Below are 15,372 nucleotides of genomic sequence, written 5' to 3'. Positions count from 1 at the left end.
CTCAGGCCGCCCCATCATCGGTAGTTTGGGTATTCTCACAAACCACCGACGCCTAGCCCCACCTCACCGTCGGTAGTTTGGAAAGAAACCCAAACAACCGACACCGAACTAGGTCCGCGTCACCATTCACACCCCACTTTGCATGGAATTTTTGCAATTATGGGCCTCATAAATTGGCTCTCGGCACTCTACCGCGTAGGATAGGTGAGGATAGAAAGGGACAAGTATGAGCGTTCTCGACCGATTTGAGAAGAGCGTGGAAGGCGCCGTCAACGGAGTATTCGCTAAGTTCGGGTCCAAGGACCTGCAGCCGGTTGACCTCTCCAGCGCTCTTGAGCGCGAGATTGACAAAGAGGCAATGCCCGTTACTCGCGACCGTACCGTAGCCCCGAACGAATACCGTTTCAAGCTGAGCACGCCGGACTTCAACAACATCGTGGAATGGGGTGCGGAGACCCTGGCCAATGAGCTGGCCGACAATCTCACGCAGTATGCGAAGAGCCAGCATTATGCATTCGTCGGACCGGTCGTGGTGATCTTCGAGGAAGATCTCGATCTGAGCAAGAGCGATTTCAAGCTGACCAGCGAATCCGTACAGGGCAACGCGGTACCGGTGACCACCGAGGCACAGACCGAGGATTGCCCGATGCTGGAGATCGGTGAAAAGCAGTACCTGCTCACCAAGGACAAGACCATCATCGGCCGTGGTTCCAACTGCGACATCGTGATCGACGATCCCGGCATCTCCCGCAAGCATCTGGAGATCGACATCAATGACGGCAATGTGATCGCGCGCGATCTGGGCTCCACCAACGGCACATACGTCGAAGGCCATCAGGTACCGGCGGCCACGCTGTTGGATGGCAACACCATCACTATCGGCCGTACCCGAATCCTGTACTGGGCTTCTTCGCAGGATCAGGAGTAACCAACCCCAACCCGGGAGTTGCCTTTATGCTCACCGAACTTACCTTTGCGATCCTCAAGTATGGCTTCCTCATACTGTTATGGATCTTCGTAGCCTGTACGGTCCGTTCGTTGTACAAGGACATCGAGACGTTCAGCCCGCGCAAGTCGCGGGCTCATCGCCGTAAGGAGCGTCGCGCGCGCAAGGCGGTCGAGGCGCCGGCACCCGTGGCGTCGGCCGCGCCCGTCATCCCTACCAACGAGATGCCGATTTCGAATGCCAAACCCACTCTGCTGGTCGTTATCGATGGCCCGCTTGCCGGCAGTTCCGTCCCTCTGACCGGCAACACCATCACCTTGGGTCGCGCCGCATCGAACACCGTGGTGCTCGACGACGAATTCGTCTCCTCGCATCATGCACGCGTCTATACCGATCCCGCAACCGGCCAGTGGGCCATCGAGGATCTGGGCTCCACCAACGGCACTGTGGTCAACCAGCAGCGCCTGGACGCTCCGATGATTCTCGGTTCACGCGTTCCGGTACGTATCGGCGCAACCACCTTTGAATTGAGGTGACTTTGACGACTTCCGCCACTTCACAACCATTGTTCCTGTATTCCACCACGGTCTCGGATGTGGGTACCGTACGTTCCAACAATCAGGATTCCGCATTCGCCGGAGAGCACCTGATTGCCATCTGCGACGGCATGGGTGGCCATGCCGGCGGCGATACCGCCTCCACCATCGCCATCCGATCGCTGGCGCATATCGAGCAGGACAATGAGCAAGGTGACGTGAAGACCGTCGCCCACATGATGGAGACCTCCGTCATGGCCGCGCATGATGCCATCGTCGGCAAGGCCAAGCGCGAACGCCGCCTTGCGGGCATGGGCACCACCGTCACCGCCGTAGCCTTGGTGTCGGGATACTGGGTACTCGCGCATATCGGCGACTCCCGCGCCTATCTGCTGCATGACGGTCATCTCATCCGCATGACTTCGGACCACAGCTATGTGCAGCATCTGCTCGACACCGGTCGCATCAATGAATCCGAGGCGCGCAACCATCCGCAGCGCAATGTCGTGATGCGCGTATTGGGTGACTTCGACATCGACCCCCGCCCCGACATCGCCGTACGCAAGGCGCATCCGGCCGACCGCTGGCTGCTGTGTTCCGACGGCCTGTGCGGCGTACTGGAAGATTCCACCCTGCAGGAGATGCTGGCGACCTGCTCCGATCAGGAAGAGTGTGCGCAGCGCCTCGTTTCCATGGCGTTGCGGGCAGGCAGCACTGACAATGTCACCGCGGTGATCGCCGACGCGACGCTCGCCCTGAACGCCGATGCCTTCGATCTGCCGCATCAGACGCCGTTGGTGGCCGGCGCGGCCAGCGCGAGCCTCGAGCCGATCGCCGACATCATCAACGCGCCGGTGGCTACGGCACCGCTGCTACGCGAAGGCAAGCAGTCGCCTGCCGCACGTGCGGCGGCCCTTCGTCATGGCAGGAACCCCGACGAGACCGACAACGAACCGCAACCGGAGCAGCGTGTGGCGCAGCCGTCGACCGTACGCGAGGAAACAGGCGATCGCACCAATCCGGACACCGGCGAAATCCCCGTCGTGCAGAAGAACGACGGCCGCGTCTCCGCCGATCCGAACGATCCGGAAGTCGCCAGGGCCATCCGCAACGAGCAGATCCAACAGCGCAAGACCAAGCGTGCGCACTCCAAGCGCAACCGCATCATCGGTATCGTCGTCACCATTCTGGTGCTGCTGGGACTGGCGGGAGCCGCCGTCGGTACGTATCGTTGGAGCCAGACCAAGTATTATCTCGGCGATGACAACGGCAGCGTGACCATCTTCCAGGGCGTCCCGACGAGCATCTTCGGACTGAAGCTGTCCCACGCCGTCTCCGACACCGGTATGAAGACCTCCGAGTTGCCGCCAAGCTGGCAGGAACAGCTGATGCAGGGCATCTCCTTCGACTCGTACGGCGAAGCGAAGAATCACACGACGCTCATCAAGAAGCAGCTCAAGCAGCAGCAGGCCGAAAACAAGAAGAGCGGCGGCGGATCATCGCCTTCCGCCAGCTCCTCAGCCAGTCCCAGCTCGAGCGCCTCGGCATCGTCTTCCTCCAGCTCGAGTCCGCGAGGCGGTGACAAGTCATGATCACTACCCGCTTGAGGCAGTTCGGTCTGCTGATGCTCAGCATGCTGACCTGCGCCGTGGCGTTCTTCCAGATGTTCGAACGCACCACGGGTGGTTTCCCTTCCAACTACATGGGAATGCTCGTGTTCATCGCAGTGCTGTTCCTGGCCGCATGGGGCCTGTTGCTGCGATTCCAGCCGTATGCAAGCCAGACCATCCTATGCTGCGTCATGTTGCTGACCGGCATCGGCGTAACCATGATCGCCCGCATCGATCAGGAGACCAAGACCTCGGTCGCATTCAAACAGTTGATGTGGTTGGCCATAGCGCTTGTATTGAGTGCCCTGCTGGTGATCTTCCTCAAGGATTACCGCGTGCTGCGCCGCTTCTCATACGTAAGCATGGTGGTCGGCCTGGTGTTGCTGCTGTCCCCGATGCTGCCGGTGATCGGCTCCGAACAGTATGGCGCGAGGATTTGGGTGAAGATTCCCGGCCTCGGCTCGTTCCAGCCAAGCGAATTCGCCAAGCTGTTCCTTGCGTTCTTCTTCGCCTCCTACCTGTTCGACCATCGCGACCAGCTTGCGGTCGGCGGCAAGAAGGTACTCGGCCTGCAGCTACCGAGGATCAAGGATATGGGCCCGATCATCGTGGTGTGGATCGTGGCCATGGGCGTGCTCGTGATTCAGCACGATCTGGGCACCTCGCTGATGTTCTTCGCCATGTTCGTATCCATGCTGTATGTGGCCACCGGCCGTAAAAGCTGGATCATCATCGGCTTCATCGCCTTCGCCGCGGGCGCATTCCTGGCGGCGAACATCTTCAGTCATGTCGGCGCGCGCGTCGACGCTTGGCTGCACCCGTTCAGTACGGAGCAGTATGGCAAGGAATATGGCGGATCGTACCAATTGGTCACCGGCATTTTCGGTCTGGCTTCCGGTGGCATGATGGGCACCGGCCTGGGGCAGGGGCATCCGTCGCTCACGCCGATCGCCAACTCCGACTACATCTACGCCGCTGCCGGCGAGGAGCTTGGTCTGACCGGCCTGTTGGCCACACTGATGCTGTATCTGCTGATTATCGCCGCCGGTATGATCACCGCCATGAAGATCAAGGACGGTTTCGGCAAGCTGCTGGCCTCCGGCCTGGTGTTCACCATGGCATTCCAGGTGTTCACCGTGGTTGGCGGCATCACGCTGGTCATTCCGCTCACCGGCCTGACCCTGCCGTACATGGCCGCCGGCGGCTCGTCGCTGATCGCCAATTATCTGTTGGCCACGTTGCTGGTCATCATTTCGAATGCCGCGAACAAACCGGAGGATGACCTGAACAGCGATACCTTCCAGTACGAGGCGATGCAGGCGTTGCGCAACCGCGACATGAAACACCGTACGCAGCCCACCGAACCGATCGCACGCACCGTGACGGGAGGCTCGAATGAATAAATCGTTACGTCAGCTCTTCACCATCGTCATCATCCTGTTCGTGATCCTGGGCATGTCGACGACCATCATCACCGCCATCCGTGCCAACCAGCTCAATCAGGATCCGCGCAACACCCGCGCGCTCTACCATGAGTATGGGGCGCCGCGAGGCTCGATTCTCGCCTCGGACGGTTCCGTAATCGCCAAATCCGACCCGTCGAACGACGCATTCTCCTACCAGCGCTCCTACTCCGATGGCCCGCTGTATGCACCGGTCACCGGTTTCTTCTCGATCAGCCAGCGCGGGTGGAGCGGGATCGAAGCCTCCCGTAGTTCACTGTTGTCGGGGCAGTCCGACCAGCTGTTCTGGCAGCGTTTCAAAGCGCTGTTTACCGGTCAGGAGAACAAGGGCGCCACCATCGAGACCTCCATCGATCCGAAGATCCAGCAGGTTGCCTATAACGCCTTGGGGTCGCTTGACGGCGCGGCCGTGGCCATCGAACCGAAGACCGGTCGTATTCTCGCCATGGTGAGTACGCCGAGCTATGATCCGAACCAGCTGGCCAGCCACACCACGTCGGAAGTGAACGAGAACTACAACACGCTCTCGTCCGACCAGGCGAATCCGATGCTCAACCGCGCCACTTCGCAGCTGTACCCGCCCGGCTCCACGTTCAAGACGGTGGTCGCGGCCGCCGCGCTGGAAACCGGCCAATACCAGACCGATACGCAGATTCCCGCCGGTGCCAGCTATACGCTTCCCGGCACCACGGTGCAACTGACGAACGCCACTTCGCAAGGCAACGGCTCCGACGGCAAGATTTCTCTGGAAGACGCGATGGCGTATTCGTCGAACACCGCCTTCGCGCAATTGGGCGTCTCGCTGGGTGACGATAAGGTCTCGTCGATGGCCAAGAAGCTTGGTTTCGACAGTTCAATCACCGTGGACGGCACCGATTCTTCCGGTACCCCGTGGATGACCGTGGCTTCGAAATTCCCGACTGATGTGAGTGACGACAAACTTGCGCTGGCATCGATCGGACAGGGAGATACGGTGGTCACCCCGTTGCAGAACGCCCTGATTGCGGCGGCCGTCGCCAATGACGGCAAGTTGATGCAACCGACGCTGGTCGACCGTGTACGCTCCTCGGATCTGTCGGTCGTCTCGCAGACCAAGTCGGAGGTGATGTCGCGACCGTTCAGTGCCGACACCGCCGACAAGCTCACGCAGATGATGGAGGCCGTGGTCACCAAGGAGGATCCCGAATTGGCGATTGACGGCGTACAGGTGGCGGTGAAGACCGGTACCGCACAGATTGGGGAGAATAACGGATCCGTCGACGCCTGGGTCATCGGATTCGCACCCGCAGACGATCCGAAAATCGCGGTGTCCGTGGTGGTGCACAACGTGGATTCCTACGGCGCATTGGCCGCAGGTCCGATCATGAAAGCGATGATGCAGGAGGCGCTGGCAGAATGAAACTGATTGAAGGACAGCTCATCCACCGACGCTACAGACTGGATTCCCGTCTGGCGCAAGGCGGCATGGGCGAAGTGTGGAAGGGCTATGACATTCAGCTCGGCCGCCCGGTGGCCATCAAGGCCTTACGCGGCGATCTGGGCTCCAGCCAGGAGGCGAAACTACTTCGTCTACGCGCAGAGGCCCATAATTCCGCCAATTTGGCGCATCCAAACATCGCCGCATTGTTTGAATACTACGAGCATGATGGCATCGGATTCCTGATCATGGAGTATGTGCCGAGCAAGTCGCTGGCCGATCTGTTCCACGAGATCGACGGCCCGATGGAGCCGACGCAGCTGCTGCCGATCCTCATTCAGACCGCGCGTGGCCTGTTCGTGGCGCATTCGCATGGCGTGATTCATCGCGATGTGAAGCCGGCGAACATCATGGTCTCCGATTCCGGCGAGGTGAAGATCACCGATTTCGGCGTCTCCTACTCCACTAACCAGGAGCAGATCACGCAAGATGGCATGGTCGTGGGCACCGCGCAATATATTTCCCCGGAGCAGGCGCAAGGCCAGCAGGCCACGCCGCAGTCCGACATCTATTCGTTGGGGGTCGTCGCCTATGAAGGCCTGTGTGGGCATCGTCCGTTCACTGGCACTACGCCGGTTGACATCGCCGCCGCACATGTGAACAATCCGGTTCCGCCGTTGCCTGACTCCGTGGATGTGCAGCTGCGTGAATTCGTGATGTCGATGCTCGCCAAGGATCCGCTCGACCGTCCGAAGGACGCGCTGGCGGTATCCCGCGTGCTGACACGCATTGAACGACGTCTGCTCGATCAGCAGACACAGTTGGCGGACACGATGATCGTTCCCACCGGGGGTCGGATTCCTCGTCGTGTGGCCAGCAAACCCCATATCTCGCCCAGCAGTGATTGGAAGGAACAGGGATGAGCAACAACATGCCTACCTCTTTGGCGAATGGCCGCTATCAGCTCGGTCAACTGGTCGGCCGCGGTGGCATGGCCGAAGTGCATGTGGCACTTGATACGCGTCTGGGTCGTACCGTGGCCGTGAAGATCATGCGCGCCGATTTCGCCAATGACCAGATCTTCCTCGCCCGCTTCCGCCGCGAGGCGCATTCCGTGGCGCAGATGAACAATCCGAACATCGTGAACATCTACGATTCGGGCGAAGAGGTCGTCACCACCGAAACCGGTCAGACCGAGCATCTGCCATATCTGGTGATGGAGTACGTGAAGGGTCAGACCCTGCGCGACATCATCAAGGTGAACGGCGCGCTCAGCCAGCGCGACGCCGAACAGGTGATGATGGGTGTGCTGAACGCATTGGAGTACTCGCACCGTATGGGTGTGATCCACCGCGATATCAAGCCCGGCAACATCATGATCTCCGAGCAGGGCGTAGTGAAGGTCATGGATTTCGGCATCGCCCGCGCACTCGACGATTCCGCCGCCACGATGACGCAGTCACAAGGCGTGGTCGGCACCGCACAGTACCTCTCCCCGGAGCAGGCCCGCGGTGAGACCGTGGACATGCGCTCCGACCTGTATTCCGCCGGATGCGTGCTCTATGAGATGCTGACCGGTAAGCCGCCGTTCACCGGTGATTCCGCGGTGGCCATCGCCTACCAGCATGTTTCCGAAGTGGCCACTCCGCCAAGCTCGGTGGTACCGGGGCTGCCGAAGATGTGGGATTCGATCTGCGCCAAAGCCATGGCGAAGGACCGTCAGAACCGGTATGCCACCGCATCCGAATTCAAGAACGATCTGCTGACGTTCATGAACGGCGGCGTCCCGGTCGCGGCCGCATTCAATCCGTTGACCGATCTGACCAATGTGAAGGCCCGCAAGCAGGCCGAGCAGGAAGCCGCGACCGTGGCGATGAACCCGACGAGCGGTGAGAGCGCGGCGACGCAGGCATTCAATCCGGTGACCGGCCAATTCGAACAGGTGTTGGCGGGCCCCAACGGCGGCGTCGCCACGAAGACCCGCGCGGAACAGCGCGCTGCCGCCGCCAAGTCGAAGAAAAAGAAGCAGATCATCATCGGCTCCGTGGTGGGCGTACTGGTGGCCCTACTGGCCATTTTGGGCATCGTCTACATGCTGAATCATGGCGACTCGTCGACCGATACCGTCGAGGTGCCGGATTTTACTGAAATGTCGAACATCTCGCAGACCACGGTCGAAGAGAAGCTCAATGCGCTCGGTCTGAAGCTTGACGCCCGCGATGACACGGAGTCCGATCAGACCAAGGGTACCGTCACGAAGCAGAATCCGAAGGGCGGCTCCAAGGTGGAGAAGGGCTCCACCGTATCCGTGTGGTTCTCCACCGGCCCGCAGACCGTGTCAGTGCCCGATGTGGCGAATAAGAGCCAGGAAGAGGCCAAGTCCATTCTGGAATCCGCCGGCTTCAAGGTGGGCAGCGTCAAGACAGTCGATAGCGGCACCGTCGAAAAAGACAAGGTGGTGAGCACGGATCCGGCTGCGAATTCCAAGCAGACCAAGGGCACGATCATCACGTTGTATATTTCGTCCGGCATGACCAAGATTCCCGACAATCTGGTCGGACAGTCGAAGGATTCGGTGATTGAGCAGCTCAATAAGGCCGGCATCGGCACGGTCAATGTGGAGAACGAATACTCCGATTCCGTCGATTCCGGTTCGGTCACCCGTCTTGATCCGGGTTCCGGCAGCACCGTCGAACTCGGCACGTCCGTAACCATCTGGGTGTCCCTCGGCAAGCAGCAGGTCAGTGTGCCAAGCGTGCTGCACATGACGCTATCCAGTGCCAAGAGCGTGCTTACCAACAACGGTTTCCAGGTCACCGTGAACGGTTCGACCGACGATGACGCCATTGTCACCGGCATGAGCCCCGAAGGTGGCTCGCAGGCCGATTCCGGCGCCACCATCACCCTGACTACCGAATCAGCCAGCTCGCCGTCGCCGTCGCCGTCAAGCAGCACGTCCTCCTCGACCGCATCCCCGACCGCCCACTAAAGGCCACACGCCCAATATGCAAAAGGAGCGACTCGATGTCGCTCCTTTTGCATTGGTCCTCTGAACAACGTAGCGTGTCGACCAATCGAGACATGTTCGCAGCACCCGCAGCAAACGAATGTCAGGCCCGCACATCGCAGGGATTCGGCACGAATCAGCCCACAACCTTCGGCTGCAACCCCATGGACCTGGCCACGGCCGAATCCTGCCCGCACACCTTCAGCCAATTCGCCAGCAACCGGTACCCGTCCTGCGTCATCACCGATTCCGGATGAAACTGCACCGCATACATCGGCAGGTCACGATGCTTGATGCCCTGCACGATATGATCGCCCTGCGTCCAGGCGGTCACCACAAGCTCATCCGGCACGGAATCCGGTTCCACGGCCAGCGAATGGTAACGCGTCGCCGTCATCGGATTGGCCACGCCCTCGAAGATCGCATCATCGATATGCTCCACTTGGCTGGTTTTGCCGTGCATGATGGTCGGCGCATGGCTTACGGTCGCGCCGAACACTTCGGCCAACGCCTGCATGCCCAGGCATACGCCGAACATCGGCTTGCCTTGCACCGCGCATAGACGGATCATGCCTTCGCTGGCGCCGGATTCCGCCGGAGTACCCGGTCCGGGGGAGATCAGCACGCCGTCATATTCGTCGATTACGCCGGATGTGGCCGGATCGATCGCATCGTTGCGTACCACGGTCACGGTCGCGCCGAGCGTCTTGAGATAGCCGACAATCGTGTAGACGAAGGAATCGTAGTTGTCTACGACCAGAATGCGTGCGGAATCGGTCATAATGCTCCTATCAACGGTTGAACAGCAGTGTACGTGCGCGAGTCGTCGCATCGCCCCCTGTGTCTCACTACACAGCCGTGTAGTTCGACATCTCCTGCAACATCGGAATGTTCGAAGCCGCCCATGGGAACAGCCATTCGAACGTCGAGGCAGCGGCCGCGAACAGCAACAGCAGCAGCAACAGCAACCGAATCGGCAGTACTCCCGGCTGCAATCGCAGCAAGCCGCCGTATATGCTGAAATCGGGTTTCTCACGTTCCCCTGCGTGGATGGCCGCCAACACAGGCCAGCGCCATGCCACCGCGGCCGCGGCGAAAATGACCACATAAGCGGCGAGCGCGCCGAAGATCCACGGCTCCAACGTGGTTATGCCCGAGGCGAACGAGGCTTTCCCGTTGTTGATGAATTTGACCTTGCCGTTGGTGTCGGTGGTGGCGAGTTCCTGTGGAATGCCGTCGGAAACCTTGGCCCAGTAGGAGAATTCGCCGTAGCTGATCCATCGGTGGGTCGGGGTGGAGTATTTCGGTTCGCAGGTGGTCATGGTCAGCATGCGTTTGGTCGGCGTGGCGCCGGGCTCTTCAGGGTTGGAGGAGACGACTTCCACGTCGGTCGGCAGTACGATTTCACTCTTCGTGTAGTGATACACGTACCAGTAATCCTGCGTGCGGATGATAATCGGGTCGCCCTCCTGCAGCTTGTCTACATCGCCGAGCGGCTGCCCGTAGCCGTTGCGATGGCCTGCGAAGGCGAAATTACCGATTTGGCCGGGCCTCTGCGAATTCGTGTAGTGTCCGAGACCGTGCTTGTTGAGTTCGGTGAGTGTCGTACCTTCCACGAGATTGCGCTGCCACTGACTGCCGAATCGCGGAATGTAGACCTGAGCGATGAGCTCGCCTTCCTGCGCGTTCTGCGGCTGCACCGGCGGATCGCCCTCCTGAGCCTGGGCGATGGTCACATTCTCGGCCTTGCCCGGATCCGACCATGACACCGCCTGACGGGTCTCGATCTGCGTATGTTCGGATTGCACACCCGTCCACCACATCTGCCATGCGATATACAGCGCGCAGACAGCCGCCGCGGTCAGCATGATTTCGGCGAGTACGCCCAGCAATATCCAGATGACGCTTCTTTGGCGTGCCACGACCGGCCTGACGTGCTTCATTACTGATTTCCCTCTTCCGTCTTCTGCTCGGCATCGCCGCTGCTGTCATCGTTCTCGATGACTTTCGCATATTTCAACGGTTGCTGCAACGCATCGGTCGCGTCGAAATGCAGCTTGTCTTTTTTCTCGACCTTCCATCCCAGGCCGAATGCGTTTACATACTGCCGGTAGATGGTGATCTCCTTTGAATCATCCAGCGCCTGCTGCATACTGTCGACCGGCCCGATCGCGGAGATCTTGAACGGCGGCGAATATTTCTTGCCCTGCAACAGCAGTACGTTGCCGGAACAACGTACGGCGGAGCTGAACAGCACGCGTTGATCCATGATCATCATGGATTCCGCGCCGCCGGCCCACAACGCGTTCACCACGGCCTCGACGTCCTGCTGATGTATCACGTAGTCGTTGATATTGGAGGTCGATCCGGACGAGTCGACCATGTTCTTCCACAGCGGCGAATCATCGAGCGTCACTACCAGCCCTGGACCTTCGACGGCAGGCAGCATGGTGCCGACGCCGGCATCCTCACCGTCCTGTGAGTCATCGTCGCTTTCACTGTTCAGCGTTTTACTCAGGTCATCCACCTTGGAGCTGAGGCCGTCGACTTCCTTGCGCAACGAGTTCACCCTTTTCACCCGTTGCTCCACCAGGTCGGCGGTATCGTTGGAGACCACCACGGAACGGTTCACCCGCAGATTGGTCGCCAGCAGGAATCCGGACAGCATCAATACCAGAAACACCGCGATTCCGGCCACCTTCGACCGTTTCGCGGTATGTCTGCCGGTACGTTTCGCCATGCGGACCTTCCCCTATCGAGTACTGAACGTTTGCTCTGAATTTGAGCAGTTTTACGATGTGAGTTCGCCGCTTTCGAGTCTACCCACTATTATGACTTTTAGCCTATTGAAGGAGACTATGCTGATGGCTGACGAAGAGCTGCACGAAACCACCGCGGACACCCAGGAGGACTGGCAGTCCGAGGCCGCGGAAAGCACGGAAGAGACCACCGACAACGACGCTGTTGCCGAGTCCGCCGAAGATGACGACGATCTTGACATCCCGATGGACCGCGTCGAAGCGGTGCTGAACGCCACCGTCGACAAGGACTCACTGACCCCTCAGATGCAGCGCATGATGAATCGTCAGGCTGAGAACACCCGCCGTGTCGAAGAGACCATCAATGGCACCAAGTCCAACCCGCGTTGGTTCGTGCCACTGTTCTGCGCACTGATGATCATCGGTCTGATCTGGGCCGTGACCTACTACCTGAGCGGTAGTTATCCGATTCCGAACATCGGCGCATGGAATCTGGCCATCGCCGTTGCCATCATCATGGTCGGATTCCTTATGACCATGTGGTGGCGCTGATCATATCCGCCACGAGAGGGCGTCTGGGCGAGTCCAGACGCCCTTTTGCTATGTCCGGTCACCCTTAGCCGTCCCAATCCATCCAGCCACTGGAGAAATCATCCCGTTCAAACCCTTCCCAGCGTCCCAATCCATCCAGCCACTGGAAGAATCATCCCGTTCAAACCCTATTCAGCGTCCCAATCCATCCAGCCACTGGAGAAATCATTCCGCCTAAACGCACCTCAAAGGGATAAAACCTCCAGCCACTGGAAGAATTACCCCGCTGAAACCCCATTCAGCGTCCCAATCCATCCAGTGACTGGAGAAATCATCCCTATTGAAGCTCTTCTAGAGTCCTGATTCGCCCAGCCACTGGAAGAATCCTCCCACTACGCGATCACACCTTAACGGTACGTAGCAGAATATGCCCACCGCCTTGGATGGTGGTGCCGAACAAGTAGGTATCGCCTCCATCGGCAAGCTTGAGCTTCTTACGCAACTGCGGCGCTGTGAGCGGAAAATTGCGTACTGCGACATTCGCCCTCCCGACCCCGCTCAGCAACCTCCTCACATCCTTCTTGCCCATGCCTCCAACCGCTTCGATGGCAAACCCGCGCCCTGGAAAATCCGTCACGGGCTCAGCGGCCACAAACAGGTGACTATTCGGTCCGATCTGCGTCACACCATACCGTTCCTCCAGCAGGTCGAAACAGCCGGCTTTCATAATCGATGCATTCAGCTCATACAGATATTCCATCTCCGGCAACGGCGCCGTGCCGATGCGCAGTCCACGCGCATACACCGCGGAATCGTAATCAATCCGCTGACCGTCGTTCACGCAATACACATGTGGCGCACGTACGTCATCCGTCGGATGCCTCGTTTCCACGGCGCCATCCAGCACCATCAGCAGTTCCTTGCATTCGTTGCCGGTCGACACGATATGCACTTCACTCACGGCACCGCCGAAATCGGCGATAGCCTTACGCCAGTCAAGCATCGGAGACAGTTTGATCATCGCGAATCGCGCCTTGGCCAGCAGCAGATCACGCAGGGCGAGCACGTTCGGCATGCAGTCCTCGATGGCATACGTACGTGTGCCATGCTCGTCGCGACGTGCAGGATCAATGTAGATCAGCGACACCGGTTGCATCGAACGCAGGTATTCGACACCATCACCGCATATGATTTCCGTTTGGTGCAATCCCAGAACGATCATGTTGTGTGCGGCCAGATCACACAGGTGCGGCTGCCGCTCCACATATGCGGCACGTGTGAAACCGCGCGCAAGGTATGAAAAATCAACGCCGAAGCCACCTGTCAGATCTACCATCGATAGATCGGCGTTCCCCGCTGACGTTGTCACCGAATCCCATTCTTCCGCGTGTTCCGCTTCCGTTATGCCGGCGATGTCCGTTTTGCCGATATCGTCGGAATGCGCCGAATCTCGGGCATTGTCGGCACCGTCGTCAGTACACAGCAGACGATTGACGATTTCGGCTTTATATTGCGCCGTAAACTGCGATGAGCATTGTTCCATGGAAATATGCGGAGGATAGATGATATCGTCACAGTCGGCCCATTCCGACAGTTTGTTGCGGGCAATCTGCCAACCGGCGATCTGATTGAGTGCTTGCGGCAGGTCCAATCCGTCCACATGTTTGGATTTCAACGCCAACTCGCGTACGTCCTCGTTACGGTGGACCACCACGAACGCACGCGTCTCCGGACTGATCATTGCCTCATGTTCCATACCCGTAATCATAAATGGCGGCCTGTCAGCGTTCCTTGCGTAGCGCGCACCGTTATACAGGCATGGTGAGGCAAACAACCCCATATTGCGATGTGAACAACGGTGGATATCTGTGGATGAATGTGGATAGTGCCTATATTTCGTGGTCGATGATTCCTCACACCACGAAATATCGACGTCGCATTTCCCCATGTTCTGACGTGTGGATAGTGAGTTATCCACCTTATCCACATAGGAAAATCCTTGAAAAATGCCATTTTGTGAATATCTATGTGGATAAATCTAGTGCTTATCCCCGAGTTATCCTCAACCTAGGCCCTACTTATCCACACACTTATTCACAAGTGTGGAAAACTGCATACATGTAACTTCCCGTCATTCCCCCGTTCGTTGTGTCACCCATCAAAAAATGGCCCCCGACTCACCGAGTCGAAGGCCATTCCTGATGAATCGGAACCATCAGTCAGAACAACGCCATATTTACTGGATTGACTGCGTTACACAGCAGATCAATCGCAATAATCACAATCACCATGACCGTCCCGTATATCAGCGTGCGCCGCAGCAGGCTTTTGCCACGCAGAACACGCAACCCCGAAACCAACAGCCATGTGAACATGCCTCCGAATAGGAATCCTCCCAAATGGGCCTGCCAAGCGATATTCGGCATGATAACCGGCATCAGGAAATTGATCAGCATCCAGATCATCATCGACCTGATATCAAGACCAATCCGACGGTAAACCACCAAAATGGCGGCGAAGAGGCCGAACAATGCCCCGGAAGCGCCATATACGGGCGTACTCCAACCGGAAGCGCCTGACAGCACGGCCCAGAGCATCATGCCGGTACCGCCCGCCAATCCGGAAACAGCGTACAGCGCGAGAAACGACCAATGCCCCATCATGCGTTCCAGCACCGGGCCCACGCACCACAGCGTCAGCATGTTGAACAGAATGTGCCACAACGAGTTCGGCTGATGCAGGAACATCGAGGTGATGAAGGTCCACGGCTTGTGAACGGCGGTGGCAGGCATGAGCATGCCGGCGTTCAACATGGCATTGAGTCCGCCCTGCCACACCAGATTCAGCACCGCCTCCACGATCCAAACCACAATGCACACCGCCATGATGCCGGTGGTGATCAAAGGGTCACCATTACGCCAGCGATAGCGCAGGGACCGCGCCGAGAACAAATCCTTGAACGAAGGTGAATCGGGGAACAAGCTGAATCGTTGATATGCCATGCCTTAACTGTACTGGAGCCTGCGGAGCCAACGACTCCCCCGAATGGCTTCACTACGCGGTTTTCTTTTGACACGGCAGGCATTTCCCCGCGCGTAAATCC

General features: G+C 58.8%; 13 protein-coding genes. 8 read left to right on the top strand and 5 right to left on the bottom strand.

Annotated elements, in window-relative coordinates; genetic code table 11:
- Positions 1-226: 226 nt before the first annotated feature.
- Genes BBDE_RS00220 through pknB form a run of 7 tightly spaced genes read left to right on the top strand, consistent with a single transcriptional unit; the run spans position 227 to position 8,961 of the window.
- Entirely contained in the window at positions 227-928 is a 702-nt protein-coding gene (locus BBDE_RS00220; protein WP_003838048.1) for an FhaA domain-containing protein, read from the top strand.
- Between the two features lie 26 nt (positions 929-954).
- Positions 955-1,482, top strand: a complete 528-nt coding sequence (locus tag BBDE_RS00215) for an FHA domain-containing protein FhaB/FipA (protein ID WP_003838050.1) — start codon at positions 955-957, stop codon at positions 1,480-1,482.
- Between the two features lie 2 nt (positions 1,483-1,484).
- Complete coding sequence (locus BBDE_RS00210) at positions 1,485-3,074, top strand: PP2C family protein-serine/threonine phosphatase (RefSeq protein ID WP_012901771.1); 1,590 nt, start codon at positions 1,485-1,487, stop codon at positions 3,072-3,074.
- Positions 3,071-4,495 (top strand): FtsW/RodA/SpoVE family cell cycle protein, encoded by a 1,425-nt coding sequence (locus BBDE_RS00205; protein ID WP_003842991.1) that lies wholly within the window; start codon positions 3,071-3,073, stop codon positions 4,493-4,495. Before BBDE_RS00210 ends, BBDE_RS00205 begins: the two co-directional genes overlap by 4 nt.
- The gene (locus tag BBDE_RS00200) at positions 4,488-5,954 is read left to right on the top strand and encodes a peptidoglycan D,D-transpeptidase FtsI family protein (protein WP_003838056.1); all 1,467 of its coding nucleotides are present in this window, start codon (positions 4,488-4,490) and stop codon (positions 5,952-5,954) included. The genes BBDE_RS00205 and BBDE_RS00200 overlap by 8 nt, the downstream gene beginning before the upstream one ends.
- Entirely contained in the window at positions 5,951-6,895 is a 945-nt protein-coding gene (locus tag BBDE_RS00195; protein ID WP_003838057.1) for a serine/threonine-protein kinase, read from the top strand. The genes BBDE_RS00200 and BBDE_RS00195 overlap by 4 nt, the downstream gene beginning before the upstream one ends.
- A complete protein-coding gene (gene pknB, locus BBDE_RS00190; RefSeq protein WP_003838058.1) occupies positions 6,892-8,961 on the top strand; it encodes a Stk1 family PASTA domain-containing Ser/Thr kinase in 2,070 nt (689 codons plus the stop codon). The genes BBDE_RS00195 and pknB overlap by 4 nt, the downstream gene beginning before the upstream one ends.
- Positions 8,962-9,115: 154 nt before the next feature.
- Here pknB and BBDE_RS00185 read toward each other — a convergent pair whose 3' ends face one another.
- The 3 genes from BBDE_RS00185 to BBDE_RS00175 all read right to left on the bottom strand — a co-directional run bounded on the left by BBDE_RS00185 (position 9,116) and on the right by BBDE_RS00175 (position 11,719).
- Positions 9,116-9,760, bottom strand: coding sequence for an anthranilate synthase component II (locus BBDE_RS00185; RefSeq protein ID WP_003838059.1), 645 nt, complete (start codon positions 9,758-9,760; stop codon positions 9,116-9,118).
- A 67-nt stretch (positions 9,761-9,827) separates the two neighbouring features.
- Positions 9,828-10,922, bottom strand: a complete 1,095-nt coding sequence (locus BBDE_RS00180) for a class E sortase (protein ID WP_003838060.1) — start codon at positions 10,920-10,922, stop codon at positions 9,828-9,830.
- Positions 10,922-11,719, bottom strand: a complete 798-nt coding sequence (locus tag BBDE_RS00175; protein WP_003838062.1) for a DUF881 domain-containing protein — start codon at positions 11,717-11,719, stop codon at positions 10,922-10,924. The genes BBDE_RS00180 and BBDE_RS00175 overlap by 1 nt, the downstream gene beginning before the upstream one ends.
- 118 nt (positions 11,720-11,837) lie before the next feature.
- Here BBDE_RS00175 and crgA point away from each other — a divergent pair, with 118 nt between their 5' ends.
- Positions 11,838-12,290: a cell division protein CrgA gene (gene crgA, locus BBDE_RS00170; protein WP_012901770.1), complete on the top strand. Its 453-nt coding sequence runs from the start codon at positions 11,838-11,840 to the stop codon at positions 12,288-12,290.
- Positions 12,291-12,669: 379 nt separating this feature from the next.
- Here the strand turns inward: crgA and BBDE_RS00165 are convergent, their stop codons facing one another.
- Both BBDE_RS00165 and BBDE_RS00160 read right to left on the bottom strand, forming a co-directional pair.
- Positions 12,670-14,025: a THUMP-like domain-containing protein gene (locus BBDE_RS00165; RefSeq protein ID WP_407921650.1), complete on the bottom strand. Its 1,356-nt coding sequence runs from the start codon at positions 14,023-14,025 to the stop codon at positions 12,670-12,672.
- A 463-nt stretch (positions 14,026-14,488) separates the two neighbouring features.
- Positions 14,489-15,271, bottom strand: a complete 783-nt coding sequence (locus tag BBDE_RS00160; RefSeq protein WP_003838065.1) for a rhomboid family intramembrane serine protease — start codon at positions 15,269-15,271, stop codon at positions 14,489-14,491.
- Positions 15,272-15,372: the final 101 nt, after the last annotated feature.

Source organism: Bifidobacterium dentium JCM 1195 = DSM 20436 (assembly GCF_001042595.1).
In the GTDB taxonomy this organism is placed as follows: Bacteria; Actinomycetota; Actinomycetes; order Actinomycetales; family Bifidobacteriaceae; genus Bifidobacterium; species Bifidobacterium dentium.
The sequence above is the reverse complement of the archived record's forward strand: the minus strand, read 5'-3'. Positions and strand labels throughout refer to the sequence as shown.